The 14,943-nt window shown below is 63.1% G+C and carries 17 protein-coding genes; 6 read left to right on the forward strand and 11 right to left on the reverse strand.

The window, feature by feature from the left end; genetic code table 11:
* Positions 1 to 108 precede the first annotated feature (108 nt).
* The 3 genes from NKH23_RS02220 to NKH23_RS02230 are packed head-to-tail and all read right to left on the reverse strand — an operon-like array spanning position 109 to position 2,368.
* Complete coding sequence (locus tag NKH23_RS02220; protein ID WP_352912164.1) at positions 109 to 909, reverse strand: C40 family peptidase; 801 nt, start codon at positions 907 to 909, stop codon at positions 109 to 111.
* A gap of 41 nt (positions 910 to 950) precedes the next feature.
* On the reverse strand, positions 951 to 1,898 hold the full coding sequence (locus NKH23_RS02225) for a CHAD domain-containing protein (protein ID WP_352912166.1): 948 nt from the start codon (positions 1,896 to 1,898) through the stop codon (positions 951 to 953).
* Positions 1,895 to 2,368: a CYTH domain-containing protein gene (locus NKH23_RS02230; RefSeq protein WP_352716072.1), complete on the reverse strand. Its 474-nt coding sequence runs from the start codon at positions 2,366 to 2,368 to the stop codon at positions 1,895 to 1,897. The genes NKH23_RS02225 and NKH23_RS02230 overlap by 4 nt, the downstream gene beginning before the upstream one ends.
* 88 nt (positions 2,369 to 2,456) lie before the next feature.
* Here NKH23_RS02230 and NKH23_RS02235 point away from each other — a divergent pair, with 88 nt between their 5' ends.
* The 4 genes from NKH23_RS02235 to NKH23_RS02250 are packed head-to-tail and all read left to right on the forward strand — an operon-like array spanning position 2,457 to position 6,185.
* Complete coding sequence (locus NKH23_RS02235) at positions 2,457 to 3,173, forward strand: CerR family C-terminal domain-containing protein (RefSeq protein WP_352716070.1); 717 nt, start codon at positions 2,457 to 2,459, stop codon at positions 3,171 to 3,173.
* Positions 3,170 to 4,123, forward strand: coding sequence for an HlyD family secretion protein (locus NKH23_RS02240; RefSeq protein WP_292656945.1), 954 nt, complete (start codon positions 3,170 to 3,172; stop codon positions 4,121 to 4,123). Before NKH23_RS02235 ends, NKH23_RS02240 begins: the two co-directional genes overlap by 4 nt.
* Positions 4,120 to 5,040, forward strand: coding sequence for an ABC transporter ATP-binding protein (locus tag NKH23_RS02245; protein ID WP_352912169.1), 921 nt, complete (start codon positions 4,120 to 4,122; stop codon positions 5,038 to 5,040). The genes NKH23_RS02240 and NKH23_RS02245 overlap by 4 nt, the downstream gene beginning before the upstream one ends.
* A gap of 8 nt (positions 5,041 to 5,048) precedes the next feature.
* Positions 5,049 to 6,185 (forward strand): ABC transporter permease, encoded by a 1,137-nt coding sequence (locus NKH23_RS02250; protein ID WP_292656995.1) that lies wholly within the window; start codon positions 5,049 to 5,051, stop codon positions 6,183 to 6,185.
* 32 nt (positions 6,186 to 6,217) lie between these two features.
* Here NKH23_RS02250 and NKH23_RS02255 read toward each other — a convergent pair whose 3' ends face one another.
* From NKH23_RS02255 to NKH23_RS02265, 3 genes are all read right to left on the reverse strand, one after another.
* A complete protein-coding gene (locus NKH23_RS02255; RefSeq protein ID WP_352977006.1) occupies positions 6,218 to 6,856 on the reverse strand; it encodes a glutathione S-transferase family protein in 639 nt (212 codons plus the stop codon).
* A gap of 92 nt (positions 6,857 to 6,948) precedes the next feature.
* Entirely contained in the window at positions 6,949 to 7,926 is a 978-nt protein-coding gene (locus tag NKH23_RS02260; RefSeq protein ID WP_353034188.1) for a threonine/serine dehydratase family protein, read from the reverse strand.
* Between the two features lie 204 nt (positions 7,927 to 8,130).
* Positions 8,131 to 8,448 (reverse strand): hypothetical protein, encoded by a 318-nt coding sequence (locus NKH23_RS02265; protein WP_023718860.1) that lies wholly within the window; start codon positions 8,446 to 8,448, stop codon positions 8,131 to 8,133.
* Positions 8,449 to 8,629: 181 nt separating this feature from the next.
* Between NKH23_RS02265 and mbfA the strand changes: the two genes are divergently transcribed.
* Positions 8,630 to 9,613 carry an iron exporter MbfA gene (mbfA, locus tag NKH23_RS02270; protein WP_352468633.1) on the forward strand — a complete coding sequence of 328 codons (984 nt, stop codon included), beginning with the start codon at positions 8,630 to 8,632 and terminating at the stop codon, positions 9,611 to 9,613.
* Between the two features lie 6 nt (positions 9,614 to 9,619).
* On the opposite strand, the gene NKH23_RS02275 is transcribed toward mbfA, so the two are convergent.
* The 3 genes from NKH23_RS02275 to NKH23_RS02285 form a co-directional block, all read right to left on the reverse strand.
* Entirely contained in the window at positions 9,620 to 9,964 is a 345-nt protein-coding gene (locus NKH23_RS02275) for an antibiotic biosynthesis monooxygenase family protein (protein ID WP_352716056.1), read from the reverse strand.
* Positions 9,961 to 10,293 (reverse strand): NIPSNAP family protein, encoded by a 333-nt coding sequence (locus NKH23_RS02280; RefSeq protein ID WP_023679000.1) that lies wholly within the window; start codon positions 10,291 to 10,293, stop codon positions 9,961 to 9,963. The genes NKH23_RS02275 and NKH23_RS02280 overlap by 4 nt, the downstream gene beginning before the upstream one ends.
* Before the next feature lie 97 nt (positions 10,294 to 10,390).
* Entirely contained in the window at positions 10,391 to 10,606 is a 216-nt protein-coding gene (locus tag NKH23_RS02285; protein ID WP_352977008.1) for a DUF1127 domain-containing protein, read from the reverse strand.
* Between the two features lie 68 nt (positions 10,607 to 10,674).
* Between NKH23_RS02285 and NKH23_RS02290 the strand changes: the two genes are divergently transcribed.
* On the forward strand, positions 10,675 to 11,349 hold the full coding sequence (locus NKH23_RS02290) for an ArsR/SmtB family transcription factor (protein WP_353024793.1): 675 nt from the start codon (positions 10,675 to 10,677) through the stop codon (positions 11,347 to 11,349).
* 225 nt (positions 11,350 to 11,574) lie between these two features.
* Here NKH23_RS02290 and ligD read toward each other — a convergent pair whose 3' ends face one another.
* Together ligD and ku are read right to left on the reverse strand one after the other, a co-directional pair.
* On the reverse strand, positions 11,575 to 14,073 hold the full coding sequence (gene ligD / locus NKH23_RS02295) for a DNA ligase D (RefSeq protein WP_352977010.1): 2,499 nt from the start codon (positions 14,071 to 14,073) through the stop codon (positions 11,575 to 11,577).
* Between the two features lie 9 nt (positions 14,074 to 14,082).
* On the reverse strand, positions 14,083 to 14,934 hold the full coding sequence (ku, locus tag NKH23_RS02300; RefSeq protein ID WP_352716044.1) for a non-homologous end joining protein Ku: 852 nt from the start codon (positions 14,932 to 14,934) through the stop codon (positions 14,083 to 14,085).
* Between the last annotated feature and the right edge of the window lie 9 nt (positions 14,935 to 14,943).

Genomic DNA, 14,943 nt, shown 5'->3' on the forward strand with positions numbered 1-14,943 from the left:
CGAGTTCGGACTCTTGGCGGCAGCCAGTCTGACTGAGCTTCTTACCCCTGAGTATCGGCCGGAAACCGGTTCTCAGAGCGTCCCTTGCCCAAACACAAGATCGAGCGGCTATTCGGCGGTCTTGTTCGCCGCCACCTTGTCATCCCAGACCATCTGCCGGTAGTCGAAGCCGTATTCCAGCGTCGGCTTGACGATGCGGAAATAGGGCGACAGGTCGAAGTCGCGCGGCGTGTAGAGCGAGTGGTGGCGGATGTGCAGGATTTCCTTGCGCGAATAGCTCGATTGGGCCGAAGCACGGCCGGGCGCCCGGGTAATCTCGGGTAGGATCGGGTAGCGGATCTGGCCGTAAGCCTCCGCGATCAGCGACGAGCAGATGGCGCGCGTCGGGTCGCCGGAACCGAAAGCCAGCATGCGGCGGCGCCAACGTACCGGTACCGGCGGCGTCGGCAAGAAGTAGCGCAGCATGTCGAATATGTTCTTGAGATCGTATCTGAGACCGAGCCTGCCGATCATGAAGGCGACGACCGCTTCGCGATCTTCGGGAGCCAGGCCGCTCGCCCGGCAGATGCGAGTGTTGTAGCTGCGGTAGCGCGACAACGGCACGGCGATGCAGCCATCGCCGAGCGTGACCTCGATCAGGCGCCGCCGTTCCGATCCGTCCTCCGGCTCAGGTAATGCATCGCCGACATAGAAGGCGGCATGCGACCAGGTCGACTGGGTGAGGTATTTGATCGCCGCCGAGATCTTCTGGTTGCCTTCGATGAGCAGGATGTCGCCGGGCTCGAGCGTGCGGCGCAGCGTTTCGGCGTCCGACGGCGTGTAAGGCTCGTAGCCGGACGATTCCTCCTGCAGCCGGCCGGCAAGCCAGCGGCCAAGTCGGTCCAGAAGCGTGTCGCCGGGCTCGGTCATGCCAGACGGCGATTACCACAGGGCGGCAAATTAGACCATGATCAGCCCACGCCAGGCGCGCCGGCGTCTTCGTGCTGCGGTACCGCTGTGAGATCGTCGCGCACCTTGCGGGCAAGCTTCCTCGTCGAGCGCTTCGGACTGTCGCCGAAAAGCCCGGCCGCCTCGGCGAGGCAGGTCTTTTTCAGGCTCTTTTCCGAGCGCTTCAGCAGCTTGGCAAGCAACCGCGTCTCCTCAGGGGGGCCAAGCGGCTGGTCCTCGGCATCGAGAAGCGCGCGCATGACGAACACATCGTGCAGTTCGCCGAGCCGCTCGCCCAATTCGTCGACGGCCTTGCGCCGGGCTTTGATCGGCGTCGGCCACAGCCGGCCGAGCAGCGACAGGTGCATGCCATGCGTCTTGGCCGCCTTGCGCAGATCGTGAAAGTCATCGGCTTCGCCGCGCGAAGCCGCCTTGTCCAGCGCTTTCCTGGCGCGGCGCAAAGTGGTGCGCGCGCCTTCGGCGAGCACGTCGGCAGCCTGCTCCGGCTGGTCGGGCAGAGCGAGCTTGTCGATCCTTGCGACACCTTCCTCGCATGCGGCGATCGCCGCGCCTATCGCGGCATCGAGGCCTGCTCCGCCATGCAGTTCATGCTGGCGCGCGACGAGCCTGTCACGCACGGCATCGAGGCCACCGCCGGCAATTTGCTCGGGAAAGCTTGCCGCCAGCCGGTCAATTGTTTCGACCAGCGCGGTCGCCTCGCGCGGACCAGCAAGCAGGGCCGCCACCTGGCGGTAGCACTGATTCTCGGTCACGCAGAATGTTTCGTCTCCGGAACGGACAAGGCGCAGCAACGCGCGGACGTTCTTCAGCCGTTTGCGGCATTTGTGCAGCCCCTGTTCGGGCCTGTCACGCGCCGCGTTCAGATGGTCGATCGCCTTGCCGATCTCATCGGCGAGGATGCGCCTGACCTCGCCGGTCAGCGACGTGCGCGGATCGATACGAAAGCTCATGCGACGATCTCCGGAATCCCCCCAAGGGCGAGCGACGCGTTGTAATATCTCGGCTCGCCGGTGACTTCACGGCCGAGCCAATCTGGCAGCATTTCGTCCGGTACATCCTCCGGCGTCTCGAGCTCGGCGATCACCAACCCCGCAAGCGTCCCGCCGAAGACATCGACTTCGTAGAGATAGCCGCGGTGTCTAACATGGTGGCGTGTCTTCTCGATGACACGTCCGATGGCAAAGGCTTGCATCTCCTGCGCCTCCGCCAAAGGCACCGGATATTCGAATTCATCGCGCTCGCGTGCCTGGCTGCCGAACTTGAGCGTCAGCTTGGCGGCGGCATCATTGCTGATGCGCACACGCACCGTACGGCTGGGTTCGGCGACAAGATAGAATTGACGGATATGAATGTCCGCCTCGACGATTGCCCGCCATTCCTCACCTGAGACCAGGAATTTACGCTCGATTTCCTTGCCCATGGTCAGGCACTAAAGCGCGCACGGCCAGAGTTGGCAAGCCGCTTGACCGCACTTGACTTTAATCATTCGATTGATTAAATTGCCGGCCATGATCAAATCGCCCAACGCCAGCGGCCTTCCTCATGAGGCGCCCAAGACCGCCGCAGATATGACGCGGACGGCACTCGTGCGCGCGGCGCTGAAGCTGTTCGGACGCCAGGGTTTCGACGGCACGTCGACGCGCCAGATCGCGGCTGAGGCCAAGGCCAATATCGGCTCGATCGCCTATCATTTCGGCGGCAAGGAAGGGCTCCGCAACGCGGCGGCCGACTACATCGTCGACACCATCCAGACCGTTGCCGGCCAGGCGATCGGCAATCTGCAGGCGCCGCCCGCGGCATTGGCGGATACCGAGGCCGCGCGGGCACATTTAGCCGTCGCGCTGGAGCGGATGGTCGCCTTCATCGCGGCAAGGCCGGAAGCCGGCGAGATTGTGCAGTTCGTCCTGCGTGAGCTGTCGCATCCAACCGCCGCGCTCGACCGTATCTATGATGGCGTGTTCGAACCGGCGCATCACCGGCTCTGCCTGATCTGGGAACAGGCGACGGGCGAGCCGGCCGAGAGCGAGCGCACAAAACTCACCGTATTCACGCTGATCGGCCAGGTCGTCTACTTCCGCATCGGTCGCGAGGCGGTTATGCGCCGGATGGGCTGGCGCGAGATCGGCGATGACGAGGCCGGCAAGATCGCGGCGACAGTAACCGACAATCTCAGCGCGATTTTAGCTCGGCGCGATTTGGTTGTACGGAAGGATCGTGGATCATGAGCCTGCTCTGTTCTTTGCCGCTTGCCGCCCAGCTTTTCAGCGCCTGCGCGCCGGCAGCACCGCTCGCCGTCGGCTACGTCGAGGGCGATTATGTGCTGCTGGCGCCGATCGAGGTGGCGCAGGTCGAGACGATTGCGGTCAAGCGCGGCGACCGCGTCGCGCCCGGCACGCCGGTGGTGACGCTGGAAAACGCCGACGCCAAGATCGCCATCGCACAAGCCGAGGCGGCCCTTGCGCAGGCCCAGGCGCAACTTGCCGACCTGCAGGTCGGCAAACGGCCGGAAGAGATCGCGGTGCTCAAGGCGCAGGTCGACATGGCCAAGGCGCAAGCCGCCGATGCCAAACGCCGATACATCCGCGCCAGCGATCTGTTCAAACGCGGCACCGGCACACAGGCCGACTATGATACGGCTTCCGCGACGCTGGAGACGGCCAACGCACAGGTCGGTCAGGCGGAGGCCAATCTCGCCGTCGGCGGCCTGCCGGCACGGCCGGAGACGATCAAGGCCGCCGACAATCAGGTCAGGCAGGCGCAATCGGCCCTGGAGCAAGCGCAATGGCGGCTGTCGAAGCGTGTGCTGACGGCGCCCTCGCCCGGCCGGGTCAACGATGTCATCCGCTATCCAGGCGACACGGCCGGTCCGACCGCGCCGGTCATCTCCATGCTGCCGGACGGCGCGGTGAAGCTTAGCGTCTATGTGCCGGAAAGCGCGTTCTCGTCGGTCGAGGTCGGCACGCTACTCAACGTCCATTGCGACGGTTGCGGATCGGGCGTGAAGGCTCGCGTCAGCTATGTGTCGCCGGATCCGGAATTCACGCCGCCGGTGATCTACTCGCTCGAGACCCGGCAAAAGCTGGTCTATCTGGTCGAAGCGCGGCCGGAGGGCGACGCCAGCGCATTGCAGCCCGGGCAGATCGTCGACGTCGATCTGGCGGACATCGGAAAATGAACGTCATCGACGTGCACGGCCTGGTCAAACGCTTCGGCGACAAGACCGTTGTCGACCATGTGACGATGACGGTGGCCGAGGGCGAGATCGTCGGCTTCCTCGGGCCGAACGGCTCAGGCAAGACGACGACCATCCGCATCATGTGCGGCTTGCTGACGCCGGATGAGGGTGAAGGCACGGTCCTGGGCTTCGACATCCGCACCGACAGCCTGCGGATCAAGCGCGAAGTCGGCTACATGACGCAGAGATTCTCGTTCTACGAAGACCTGACGATCGGCGAGAATCTCGAATTCGTGGCGCGGCTCTACCGGCTGAAGCCGCTCGACGAGCATGTGGCTAAGACGCTTGAGGAGCTCGGCCTGACATCGCGCAGGAACCAGCTGGCCGGCACCTTGTCCGGCGGCTGGAAGCAGCGGCTGGCGCTGGCCGCCTGCATCATGCACAAGCCGAAACTGCTGCTGCTCGACGAACCGACGGCTGGCGTCGATCCGAAGGCCAGGCGCGAATTCTGGGACGAGATCCACCGGCTGGCGAGCGGCGGGCTGACCGTGCTGGTCTCCACCCATTACATGGACGAGGCCGAGCGCTGCCATCGCATCAGCTACATCTCCTATGGCAAGATGCTGGCTACCGGCACGGTCGAGGACGTGGTGAGGAACGCTGGCCTGACCACCTTCGTCCTGCAAGGGCCGCGCCTCGACCAGGTCGCGACCGCACTCAGTGGCCGCCCCGGCGTCGATCAAGTGGCGCCGTTCGGCGCGACGCTGCATGTCGTCGGCTCCGACAGGAAGGCGCTTCAGGCAGCGCTCGCCGATGTCGAGAAAGAGCACAAGGGCGTCACGGTATCGCCTGGCGAGACCAGCCTGGAGGATGTGTTCATCCAGTTCATGTCCGGTTCGAAGGACAACATGGGATGAAAAATGGGATAAACAGCGTCTTTTCCTTTGCCAGGCTCGGCGCGCTGCTGATCAAGGAGTTCATCCAGATGCGGCGCGACCGCATCACCTTCGCCATGATGCTGGGGGTGCCGCTGATGCAGCTGGTGCTGTTCGGCTATGCCATCAACAACGACCCGAAGAGCCTGCCGGCAGCGCTGGTGGTGATGAGCAGCGATCCTTACACGCGGGCCATGGTTTCGGCGCTGCAGACCACCGGCTATTACCGCTTCGACCATGTCGCGCAAAGTGCCGCCGAAGCCGAATTCCTGATGGCGCGCGGCGACGTCGCCTTCGTCGTCACCATTCCCGCCGATTTTGCCCGACGGGTCGAGCGCGGCGATAGTCCGCAGATCCTGATCGAGGCGGATGCGACCGACCCGGCCGTCGCCAGCGGCGCCATCTCGACGCTCGGCACAGTTGCCAACCAGGCGCTGCTCAGGGCACGCGGCATGCAGGAGACGGCGGCCGAAGCTGCCCGGGGCCAGCTCCAGGTGGTGGTGCACCGGCGCTATAATCCGGAAGCCGTCTCGCAATACAACATCGTGCCCGGCCTGCTGGGCGTCATCCTGCAAATGACGATGGTGATGATGACCTCGATCGCGCTGACGCGCGAGACCGAGCGCGGCACAATGGAGAACCTTCTGGCGATGCCGTCCAGCCCGCTCGAGATCATGCTGGGCAAGGTGCTGCCCTATCTGGCGGTCGGCGCCGTGCAGGTGCTGGTGGTGCTGGCGGCCTCGAAGCTTCTGTTTGCCATCCCCTTCACCGGGTCGATGTCGCTGCTATTGACGGCGGTCCTGATCTTCGTCTTGGCGCTGGTGCTGCTCGGCTACACGATCTCGACGATCGCCCGCACGCAAATGCAGGCCCTGCAGCTCACCTTCTTCTTCTTCCTGCCGTCGATCATGCTGTCCGGCTTCATGTTCCCCTATCGCGGCATGCCGGACTGGGCGCAGGTCTTCGGCGAGGTGCTGCCGCTGACGCATTTCCTGCGCATCATCCGCGCAGTGATGCTGAAGGGCGCCGAGCTGCCGGCGGTGGCAACGGAAATCGGCTGGCTGGTGGTGTTCGTGGCGCTGTTCGCCGGCATTGCGCTGGTGCGATTCCGCCGGACGCTGGATTAGGGTCAAATGATCGAGATTCACACGGCCTTGGCCTAGCCCGGGACCGGTGTCAATTCAGGTGCATTGAGCCCTTCGAATGGATCGCGCCAGGCGTCGATTTCTTCAAGCTGCCGATACCAGCGGCCGACAGAAGGATAATCATCGAGAGGCAATCGGGCGACGTCGTTGAAGGGCAGAAACGTCGCCATTCGAAAGTCGGCGTAGGAGACCGAATTTCCGACCAGCCATTCTCGCTGGGAAAGCTCGGCATCAAGTATTACAGCGGCGGTACTGAAGTCCCTCAGGCCCTCCTCAACCCGCGCCTGATCGATCGGGCCGAGCCCATAGCGCTGTTTGGTCCCGCGCTCGAAATGCACGACATCGCAGGCTCTTGCGAAGTTCTCTTTCCCCCAACTCAGCCATCTGATCATCTCGGGCTCGTCGTCGCCAGCGCGCCAGAAATGCGAATGCGTGTCGCGTGAAAGCCGGCAGGCTATGGCGTCGGCCTCCCAGAGGCTTTTTCCCAGGCCTACAAGGATGGGCAATGAAAGATTTGGATTGAGCGGCCGAAAGCGCTTGGCCTGCCCCGGAGCGAAGGGAGAGGCGAATTCGAACTCTACCTTGGCTTTGAGATACCGTGCCACCGCGACCGCGAGGCGAGGATTGGGATTGCGGCTGAAGAACAGTTTCATCGATCTCAGTCTTTGGAGGATACCGGTTCGACCGGGCGCAACGGACGCTCAAGCACCTCGAACCGGCACATGACCTGGAATTGGTTGCTATCTTAGCTCGCAGCAATGATCTCGGCATAGGTGCTAAGATCGACATTGCCGCCGGAGAGCACCACGGCAATGGATTTCCCGGCAAGGTCGATCTCGCCTGACGACAGCGCGGCCAAGCCGACGCAACCGCCAGGTTCGACCACCAGCTTCAGGCAAGCCATCGCATCGCGCATCGCCTGTGCCACCGCCTTGTCGGAAACGGCGATGGCGCCGGCGAGATTCTTGCGGTTGATCTCGAAAGTGATCGCGCCAGGCTCGGCGACGAGAAGGGCATCGCAGATCGAGGTGTGGCCGGGCGCGTTCGACACCCTGGCGCCTTTGATCAGCGAGCGGCGTGTGTCGTCGAAATGCTCGGGTTCCACGGCCCAGACGGCGGTGCCCGGCGAGGCGTCCTTGACCGCGATCGAAATGCCGCTGCTCAACCCGCCGCCGCCACAGGGAACCACTACCGCATCGAGGCTGACGCCAAGCGCGCTTGCTTGGCGCATCAATTCGAGGCCGATCGTGCCTTGGCCGGCGATGATGGCCGGATGGTCGTAGGGCGGCACCAGGACCATGCCCTTTTCCACGTAAAAACGGACGACGGCAGTGCGATCGTCGCGGACCCGGTCGAAGGTGATCACTTCTGCGCCCATCTTCCTGACATTGCCGACCTTCATCGCCGGCGCATCGGTGGGCATGGCGATGACGGCCTTGACGCCGAACATTGCCGCGGCGGCGGCGACGCCTTGCGCGTGATTACCCGACGAGAAGGCGACGACGCCGCGGGCGCGTTCTTCCGCCGAGAGCGAGGAGAGCTTGTTGTAAGCACCGCGGAACTTGAACGAGCCGGTGCGCTGCAACGTCTCCGGCTTGAACAGGATCCTGGCGCCGAAGCGCTTGTTCAACTCCGGCGATTCGATCAGCGGCGTTTCGACGATCAGCCCGGACAATCGCACTGCTGCGCTGTGAATATCGGCGATGCCGGGAGGGGTGGTCATGGCTGGGTCCTGCAAGAGATGAGACCGCCTATGGTGCACGGAAAGGAAGGCCGCGCACCAATGAAAAAATGTGACCGTTACAATTCGTCCTGGAGGCAGGGGGTAGGGCGTGCCTGTCATCTGCCGCGTCCTCGACCCTCCGCCATGCATTCGTCGCTTCAATCGACAAATCGTTGCCGATTGACCGGCTTGGCCGGCCGCTCCTCACCCCAACAGCGTCTTTTGCCGTTTGGGGCCGCCCATCTTGCGCCAGGTGTTGAAGCGGTGGGTGGCGGCGGCGAAGGAGATCTTCATCTGCTGGGCGACCGAATAGCGCGACTTGCCCTCGTCGAACAGCCGGTAGCAGCACTCGACGCCCTCCTCGGTCAACTTGCCGTCCGGAGCCTTGTTGTGCGGATTGGCGGGATCGAATTTTTCGACCTGCTGCTCGACCAGTCCTTTCAGGCGCTGCAGATCCGCCTCAATATTAGCGATCAGGTCGAGAACCGGTTTGGGATCAAACGGCTGCTGTTTTTCCGGCATCTGCGGGTTCCTTTCTCTTGGTTGAGATTCGGTTATATAAGTGAACGTTTGCCGATAGCAAACGGCAACCTGTTCGGGATTTTGAAGCCCGTACCTTTTGAGCATGAGTGGAGCGCACACGATTGACCGGCGACGTGCGAGGTCATAGTTTAGAACTATTCTAAACTAGGGTGAATTTCTCATGCTTTCCCGCGTTTTCGGCATCGGCCGCCGTCCCTTTGAATCCCTCTCGGAACAGGAGATCCTGGCGCTCGCCATCTCGTCCGAGGAGGATGACGGGCGCATCTATCGCGCCTATGCCGACGGGCTGGCGGAGAGCTTTCCGCAATCGGCCAAGGTGTTCGAGGAGATGGCGGAGGAGGAGGACGGCCATCGCGATTCGCTGATCGAGCTTTACCGCAAGCGTTTCGGCGAGCGCATACCGCTGATCCGGCGCGAACATGTGAAGGGCTATTACGAGCGCAAGCCGGACTGGCTGGTGAGGCCGCTCGGCGTCGATCATGTGCGCAGCCAAGCCGAGGCCATGGAGCGGCAGGCCTACCTGTTCTATATCGAGGCGGCCAAACGCACAGGCGATGCGTCGACGCGAAAGCTGCTCGACGACCTGGCGATCGCAGAACAGGGCCACGAGACACTGGCGCAGCGGCTGGAGCAAAAGCATGTGCCGGGCGCGGTCAAGGACGAAGAGGCGGCAGCCGAGCAGCGCCAGTTCATCCTGACCTATGTGCAACCGGGGCTGGCCGGGCTGATGGATGGGTCGGTGTCGACGCTGGCGCCGATCTTTGCCGCCGCCTTTGCCACGCATGATACGTTCCAGACCTTTCTGGTCGGGCTTGCCGCCTCGATTGGCGCTGGCATCTCGATGGGTTTCACCGAGGTGGCTTCCGACGACGGCAAATTATCTGGCCGCGGCTCGCCGGCAAAACGCGGGCTGACCGTCGGCGTCATGACGACGCTGGGCGGGCTCGGCCATGCGCTGCCCTATCTCATCCCGCTTTTCTGGACGGCGACCATTGTCGCCGCCGTGGTGGTTTTCTTCGAGCTGTGGGCGATCGCCTTCGTGCAGAACCGCTATATGCAGACGCCGTTCTGGCGCGCCGCCTTCCAGGTGGTGCTGGGTGGCGCACTGGTGTTTGCGGCAGGGGTGCTGATCGGGAATGCATAGCAGTCCCTATCCGATCACTACCCGGCTATCTGCTGGCGCCTCGGCGCGTTCGGTCAGGCCGTAATCGCGCACGACATGGGCGATGCGCAAACGATAGTCCGCAAAGATACCGCCGCGCCCGGCCTTCTGCGCCTGCCGATGTTCCTGCGTGTTGCGCCAGGCCTTCACCGCGTCCTCGTCGCGCCAGAAGGACAGCGACAGGATGCGGTTCGGATCGGCAAGGCTCTGGAAGCGCTCGATCGACAGGAAACCGTCGATGCCGTCGAGCAGCGGCCGCAGGTCGGCGGCGATGCTGAGATAGGCATCGCGCATGCCCGCCGCCGGCTCAACCTCGAAGATGACGGCGATCATGGCTTCACCAAAGGAGCATGCGGCCCAGAGGCTAGCTTGAGGAAGATGCGGTCCTCCTTCAGGATGAATTTTTCCCGCCGGGCGAACTCGTAATTCGCCTTGCCGGCGGGATCGGCGGCGAGCCGGGCGCGGTAGGCTTCGTAGGCCGCAAGACTGTCGATGTTGTAGGCGGCATAAGCTGTGGTGGCCGAGCCTTCGTGCGGCGCGAAATAGCCGATCAGATCGGCGCCGCAGCGCGGGATCGCCTGCCCCCAATTGCGGGCATATTCCTCGAACGCAGCCTTGCCGAACGGATCGATCTCGTAGCGGATGAAGCAGGTGATGGTCATTTTTCGCCTCCTTGGCGGTAGATGTTTTCTTGCGGTCACAGTTCGAGCCAGGTCGAAACGTTCCGAAGATCGATATGCTAGGCAAATCCCTCGCTGATCATGCCTGCCAGAACGATTTCGCGCATTCGCGGTGGACGTCTTCGAGTGTCAGACCAAGGTCACGCAGCAGATGATCGTCGATCTCGGCGAGGTCGAGACGCTGCGAATAGCGGTCGTACCACCGCTTCAGGAGCCGCAGCCGCAAGCGGCGCAAGACAAAGAACGGGAACGGCCGGCGAGCAGGCACGGCGCTGAGAATGGTCCTTGCAGGCATCGTCGTCTCCTTGATTTGCATCGAGATTAATGCTTATCTGACGAGGATGCTTCGATGAGGAACGAACTATGCGCGAAGGACCTGACATAGCCCGCATTGCCAGCCTGGTGGGCGATCCGGCGCGGGCAAACATGCTGTCCGCACTGATGGGCGGCACGGCACTGACGGCGAGCGAATTGGCACTCGAAGCCGGCGTGTCGCTGCCGACAGCGAGCTCGCATCTGTCGAAGCTGATGGAAGGCGGGCTGCTGACGCTGGCGAGCCAGGGACGGCACCGCTATTACGGCCTCGCCGGCCCGCAGGTGGCTGGAATGATCGAGGCGATCACCGGCGTCGCTGCTGCTGTCGGGCCACAGAGGGTGCGACCCGGCCCTCGCGACGCAGCCATGCGCGTGGCGCGGGTCTGCTACGACCACCTCGCCGGCGAGCAGGCGGTGGCGATGCTGGACCGTCTTGTCGCTCGACAAGTGCTCCTGCGCGACGACGAGGAGATTCAGCTTGGGCCGTCGGCCGACTCGCATTTCGCCGCGATCGGCATCGACGTCCATACCAAAGCGCGGCGACCGGTGTGCCGGGCCTGCCTCGACTGGAGCGTGCGGCGTTCGCACCTTGCCGGCACGCTGGGCGCCGCCATTCTAGACAAGATCCTCGCCGAGAAATGGGCGCGGCGCGAGAAGGACAGCCGTGCTGTGATCTTTTCACCGGTAGGCAAGCAGGCCTTCGAGAAGACGTTTCTCGCCTGACGGCGCCCTTCGATGCGCTAGAACGCGTTCGTCGTTTCAAGGAAACGCCGAACCGCTCTAGCTTTTTTGTTTTGGCGCAATTCCGGACGGAAAACCGTTTCACACTTTTCCTGGAATTGCTCTAAAGCGCGTCGCGTTCGACCGGCCTCATGCGATGCGCTTTAGGTTCTTGTTTTGATGCATGTCGTTATCGCAAAACCGCTGCACACTTTTGCGCGACATGCATTAGCCGCGCTTGAGCGGCTTGGCCTGCCTGAAAAAATCAGCCCAGGGATCGGCTTGCCCGAGCCGCTTCAGCGTCGTCTTGTCGCCGATCGGAAAGGCGTTCGGCGGCAATCCAGCCTCGATTTCCGCCCACGTCACCGGCATCGAAACCGTGGCGCCTTTCTTGGCGCGCGACGAATAAGGCGCAACCGTGGTGGCGCCGCGGCCATTGCGTAGATAATCGACGAAAATCTTGCCCGTGCGCGCCTTCTTCGACAGCGTCGCCGTGTAGCGGTCGGGTGCGCCCTGTTCGAGCGCTCGGGCGAACTCATGGGCGAAGCCTTTGACCTCGTCCCAGTCCGCCGACGGCTTCAGCGGCACGAGGACATGATAGCCCTTGCCGCCCGAGGTCTTGACGAAATTAGGCAGGGACAGTTCGTCGAGCCGGCTGCGGATATCGAGCGCCGCGGCACGCACCGCCTTCACGTCGACACCCTCGTCGGGATCGAGATCGAAGATGATCTGGTCGGGTTTTTCCAGCTCGTCCGTGGTCGAGCCCCAGATGTGGATCTCGACGACGCCGAGCTGCACCAGGGCCACGACACCGTCGAAATCGCGGATGAACAATATCTCCTCGCCGTCGGTGGGATCCTTCATCACGGCGATCTTGTCGTGCATGCCGGCCGAGGCATGTTTTTGGAAGAACCGTTGGCCGCCGACCCCGTCCGGCGCCCGCACGAGGCTGAGCGGCCGGTTGATGACGAATTGCTTCATGCGCGGCCAGACCAGCGCGTAGTGATCGACCAGATGCTGCTTCGAGACGTTCTCCTCGGGCCACAGAAGCTTGTCGGGGCGGGACAGTGTAACCGAGGTTTTCGCCGCGCCTGCGGGTTTGGCGGGCTTTGGCTTCGGCTCTGCCGCGGCTGAGCGTGCTTTCGGTTTCTCCTGCACGACTTCCTCCGCCGGCTTGTCCTCGCGCAATCCCTGGAACGAGGCGTGGCGTATTATACGGTCCGACGTCCAACTGCGAAACTCCACTTCGCCGACAAGTTCGGGCTTGACCCAGACCAGCCCCTTGCCCCTTGGCACCGCCCTGTCGAAGGGCGAGGTTGTCGTCTTCAGCGCATCAAGCCTCTTCTTCAGTTCGTTGGTGCTTTTGGCCGTGAAGCCGGTGCCGACGCGGCCGGCATAGCGCAGCTTGCCGCCCTCGTGATAGCCGACCAGCAGCGAGCGCAGGCCGCGCCCGGTCTTGTCCGACGGCATGTAGCCGCCGATGACGAATTCCTGGCGTGCCGTGCATTTCGACTTCACCCACGAGGGAACACGGCCGCTGCGGTAGGGCGCATCGGCGCGCTTGGAGACGACGCCTTCGAGGCCCAGGCGGCAAGCGTGCTCCAGCATGATCTTGCCGGGCTCGGCAAAGTGGTCGCTGAAGCGCACGGCCTGATCCTCGGCCTGTCCGGCGAGCAAGGTGCGCAGCCTTTCCTTGCGCTCGACCAGCGGCTCGGAACGGATATCCTCACCGTTGAGACGCAACAGGTCGAAGACATAGTAGATGAAACGGTCCGTACGGCCCGCCGACAGATCTTGCTGCAGCAGCGAGAATGACGAGACACCGTTATCCGCCAGCACGACGATTTCGCCGTCGATGATCGCATCGGTGCATTTCAGGCCGCCAAGTGCCGCGACAATTGCGCCACCGAATTTGTCGGTCCAGTCGAGGCCGGTGCGTGTCAAAAGCCGCACCTCGGTGCCGGCAAGCTGCGCCTGCATGCGATAGCCGTCGAACTTCACCTCATGCAGCCAGTCCTTGCCGGGCGGAGCGTCCCGCTCCAGCGTTGCGAGCGCCGGTTCGATGAATTCGAGCCGCCTTGCCGCGACTGCCTTCTTGCCGGTAGCCGGCCTGTCGGACTGCCAGACCCTTGGCTTCTTGCCGTCGGCGGTCTTGCCTTCGCCGACCTCCTCGATGGTCAGGCCGGATTTCACCGATTGCGGCGCCTCCTGCAAAATGTCCTCGCCCGGACGCGCGGCGGCATCGTCGGATTTGATCAGCAACCAGTTGTCACGCTTTTCGCCCGGACGCGGCTTCAGCCGCACCAGATGCCAGGCGCCATGCAATTTGTGGCCGTGCAATTCGAAGTTGATGTGGCCTTTCTTCATTGCCTTTGCCGGGTCGCCATCGGGGACCCAAGTTCCCTCGTCCCAGACGATGACCGAGCCGCCGCCATATTGGCCCTTGGGGATAGTGCCTTCAAACGGCGCATAGTCGATCGGGTGGTCCTCGACGTGGACGGCGAGCCGCTTTTCGTGCGGGTCGAGGCTCGGGCCTCGCGTCACCGCCCAGCTCCACAGCACACCGCCATGCTCAAGGCGCAGGTCGTAGTGGAGCCGGGTGGCGGCATGCTTGTGGATGACGAAAATGCCACCCGGCTCGGCTTTCTTGCCGCGCGAGAGCTTGCCGGCCGGTTCGGCGGTCTTCTTGAAATTGCGCTTGGCGTGATACTGCTCGAGGCTGGCCATGGTCTGATCCTAAGCAGATTTGCGCCGAGCGGCTTTGGGCTTGGCGCCTTTTGCCGGGCGTCCGGTCTTTGTCGGCGCACCGGCTTCCGACGAAAGGCTCTTCTTCAGTGCATCGAAGAGATTGACGACGTTGGAGGGCCGTGGTTCTGCCTTTGTCTTCGGTGCCTTCTTGCCGGCCTTCTTGGCGCGGACCAGCTCGATCAGCGCGTTTTCGTATTTGTCCTCGAATTCGGAAGGATCGAACTTCGCCTGTTTCTCATTGACGATGTGTTCGGCCAGCCTGATCATCTCGGCGTCGGTCTTCACCGGCTTGATGTCGCCGAACACCATCTCGGGCCTGCGAACCGTATCGCCATAGCGTAGGGTCGTCAGCAGCAGACCCTTGCCCAACGGCTCGATGACCACCGGACGTTCGCGGCGATAGAGCACGATGCGGGCTAGCCCCGCCGTCTTCTTGGCGGCCATGGCCTCGCGGATGACTGCGAAGGCCTCTTCCGAGACCTCGTCCGCAGGCGTCAAATAATAGGGGGTATCGAGATAGATCTGCTGAATCGAGGATTTTTCGATGAAACCATCGAGGCTCATCGTATGCGAGGATTCGATCTGCACGGCTTCGATCTCCTCCTCCTCGATTTGGACGAAGTCGCCGTCGCCGATCTCGTAGCCTTTGATCTCGTCGCCTTCATCGAGCGGCTTGCCGCTTGCCGAATCGACATAGACGCGCTTGACGGTATTGCCGGTCTTGCGGTTGAGCACGCGGAACGAGACTTTCTCGGCCTGGGTGACGACATTGGTCAGTTCGACGGCGCAAGTGACCAGCGAAAGCTTGAGATACCCTCTCCAGGCGGGGCGCGGCGCCATGACAAACTC

Origin of the sequence: Mesorhizobium sp. M1328 (assembly GCF_040318075.1) — a bacterium.
Classification (GTDB): domain Bacteria; phylum Pseudomonadota; class Alphaproteobacteria; order Rhizobiales; family Rhizobiaceae; genus Mesorhizobium.

Bases quoted from the DNA above. Each gene is read 5' to 3' on its own strand.
- NKH23_RS02220 (WP_352912164.1), bottom strand. From the start codon at position 909: ATGACCGAGCCCGGCGACACGCTTCTGGACCGACTTGGCCGCTGGCTT.
- NKH23_RS02225 (WP_352912166.1), bottom strand. From the start codon at position 1,898: ATGAGCTTTCGTATCGATCCGCGCACGTCGCTGACCGGCGAGGTCAGG.
- NKH23_RS02230 (WP_352716072.1), bottom strand. From the start codon at position 2,368: ATGGGCAAGGAAATCGAGCGTAAATTCCTGGTCTCAGGTGAGGAATGG.
- NKH23_RS02235 (WP_352716070.1), top strand. From the start codon at position 2,457: ATGATCAAATCGCCCAACGCCAGCGGCCTTCCTCATGAGGCGCCCAAG.
- NKH23_RS02240 (WP_292656945.1), top strand. From the start codon at position 3,170: ATGAGCCTGCTCTGTTCTTTGCCGCTTGCCGCCCAGCTTTTCAGCGCC.
- NKH23_RS02245 (WP_352912169.1), top strand. From the start codon at position 4,120: ATGAACGTCATCGACGTGCACGGCCTGGTCAAACGCTTCGGCGACAAG.
- NKH23_RS02255 (WP_352977006.1), bottom strand. From the start codon at position 6,856: ATGAAACTGTTCTTCAGCCGCAATCCCAATCCTCGCCTCGCGGTCGCG.
- NKH23_RS02260 (WP_353034188.1), bottom strand. From the start codon at position 7,926: ATGACCACCCCTCCCGGCATCGCCGATATTCACAGCGCAGCAGTGCGA.
- NKH23_RS02265 (WP_023718860.1), bottom strand. From the start codon at position 8,448: ATGCCGGAAAAACAGCAGCCGTTTGATCCCAAACCGGTTCTCGACCTG.
- mbfA (WP_352468633.1), top strand. From the start codon at position 8,630: ATGCTTTCCCGCGTTTTCGGCATCGGCCGCCGTCCCTTTGAATCCCTC.
- NKH23_RS02275 (WP_352716056.1), bottom strand. From the start codon at position 9,964: ATGATCGCCGTCATCTTCGAGGTTGAGCCGGCGGCGGGCATGCGCGAT.
- NKH23_RS02280 (WP_023679000.1), bottom strand. From the start codon at position 10,293: ATGACCATCACCTGCTTCATCCGCTACGAGATCGATCCGTTCGGCAAG.
- NKH23_RS02285 (WP_352977008.1), bottom strand. From the start codon at position 10,606: ATGCCTGCAAGGACCATTCTCAGCGCCGTGCCTGCTCGCCGGCCGTTC.
- NKH23_RS02290 (WP_353024793.1), top strand. From the start codon at position 10,675: ATGCGCGAAGGACCTGACATAGCCCGCATTGCCAGCCTGGTGGGCGAT.
- ligD (WP_352977010.1), bottom strand. From the start codon at position 14,073: ATGGCCAGCCTCGAGCAGTATCACGCCAAGCGCAATTTCAAGAAGACC.
- ku (WP_352716044.1), bottom strand. From the start codon at position 14,934: ATGGCGCCGCGCCCCGCCTGGAGAGGGTATCTCAAGCTTTCGCTGGTC.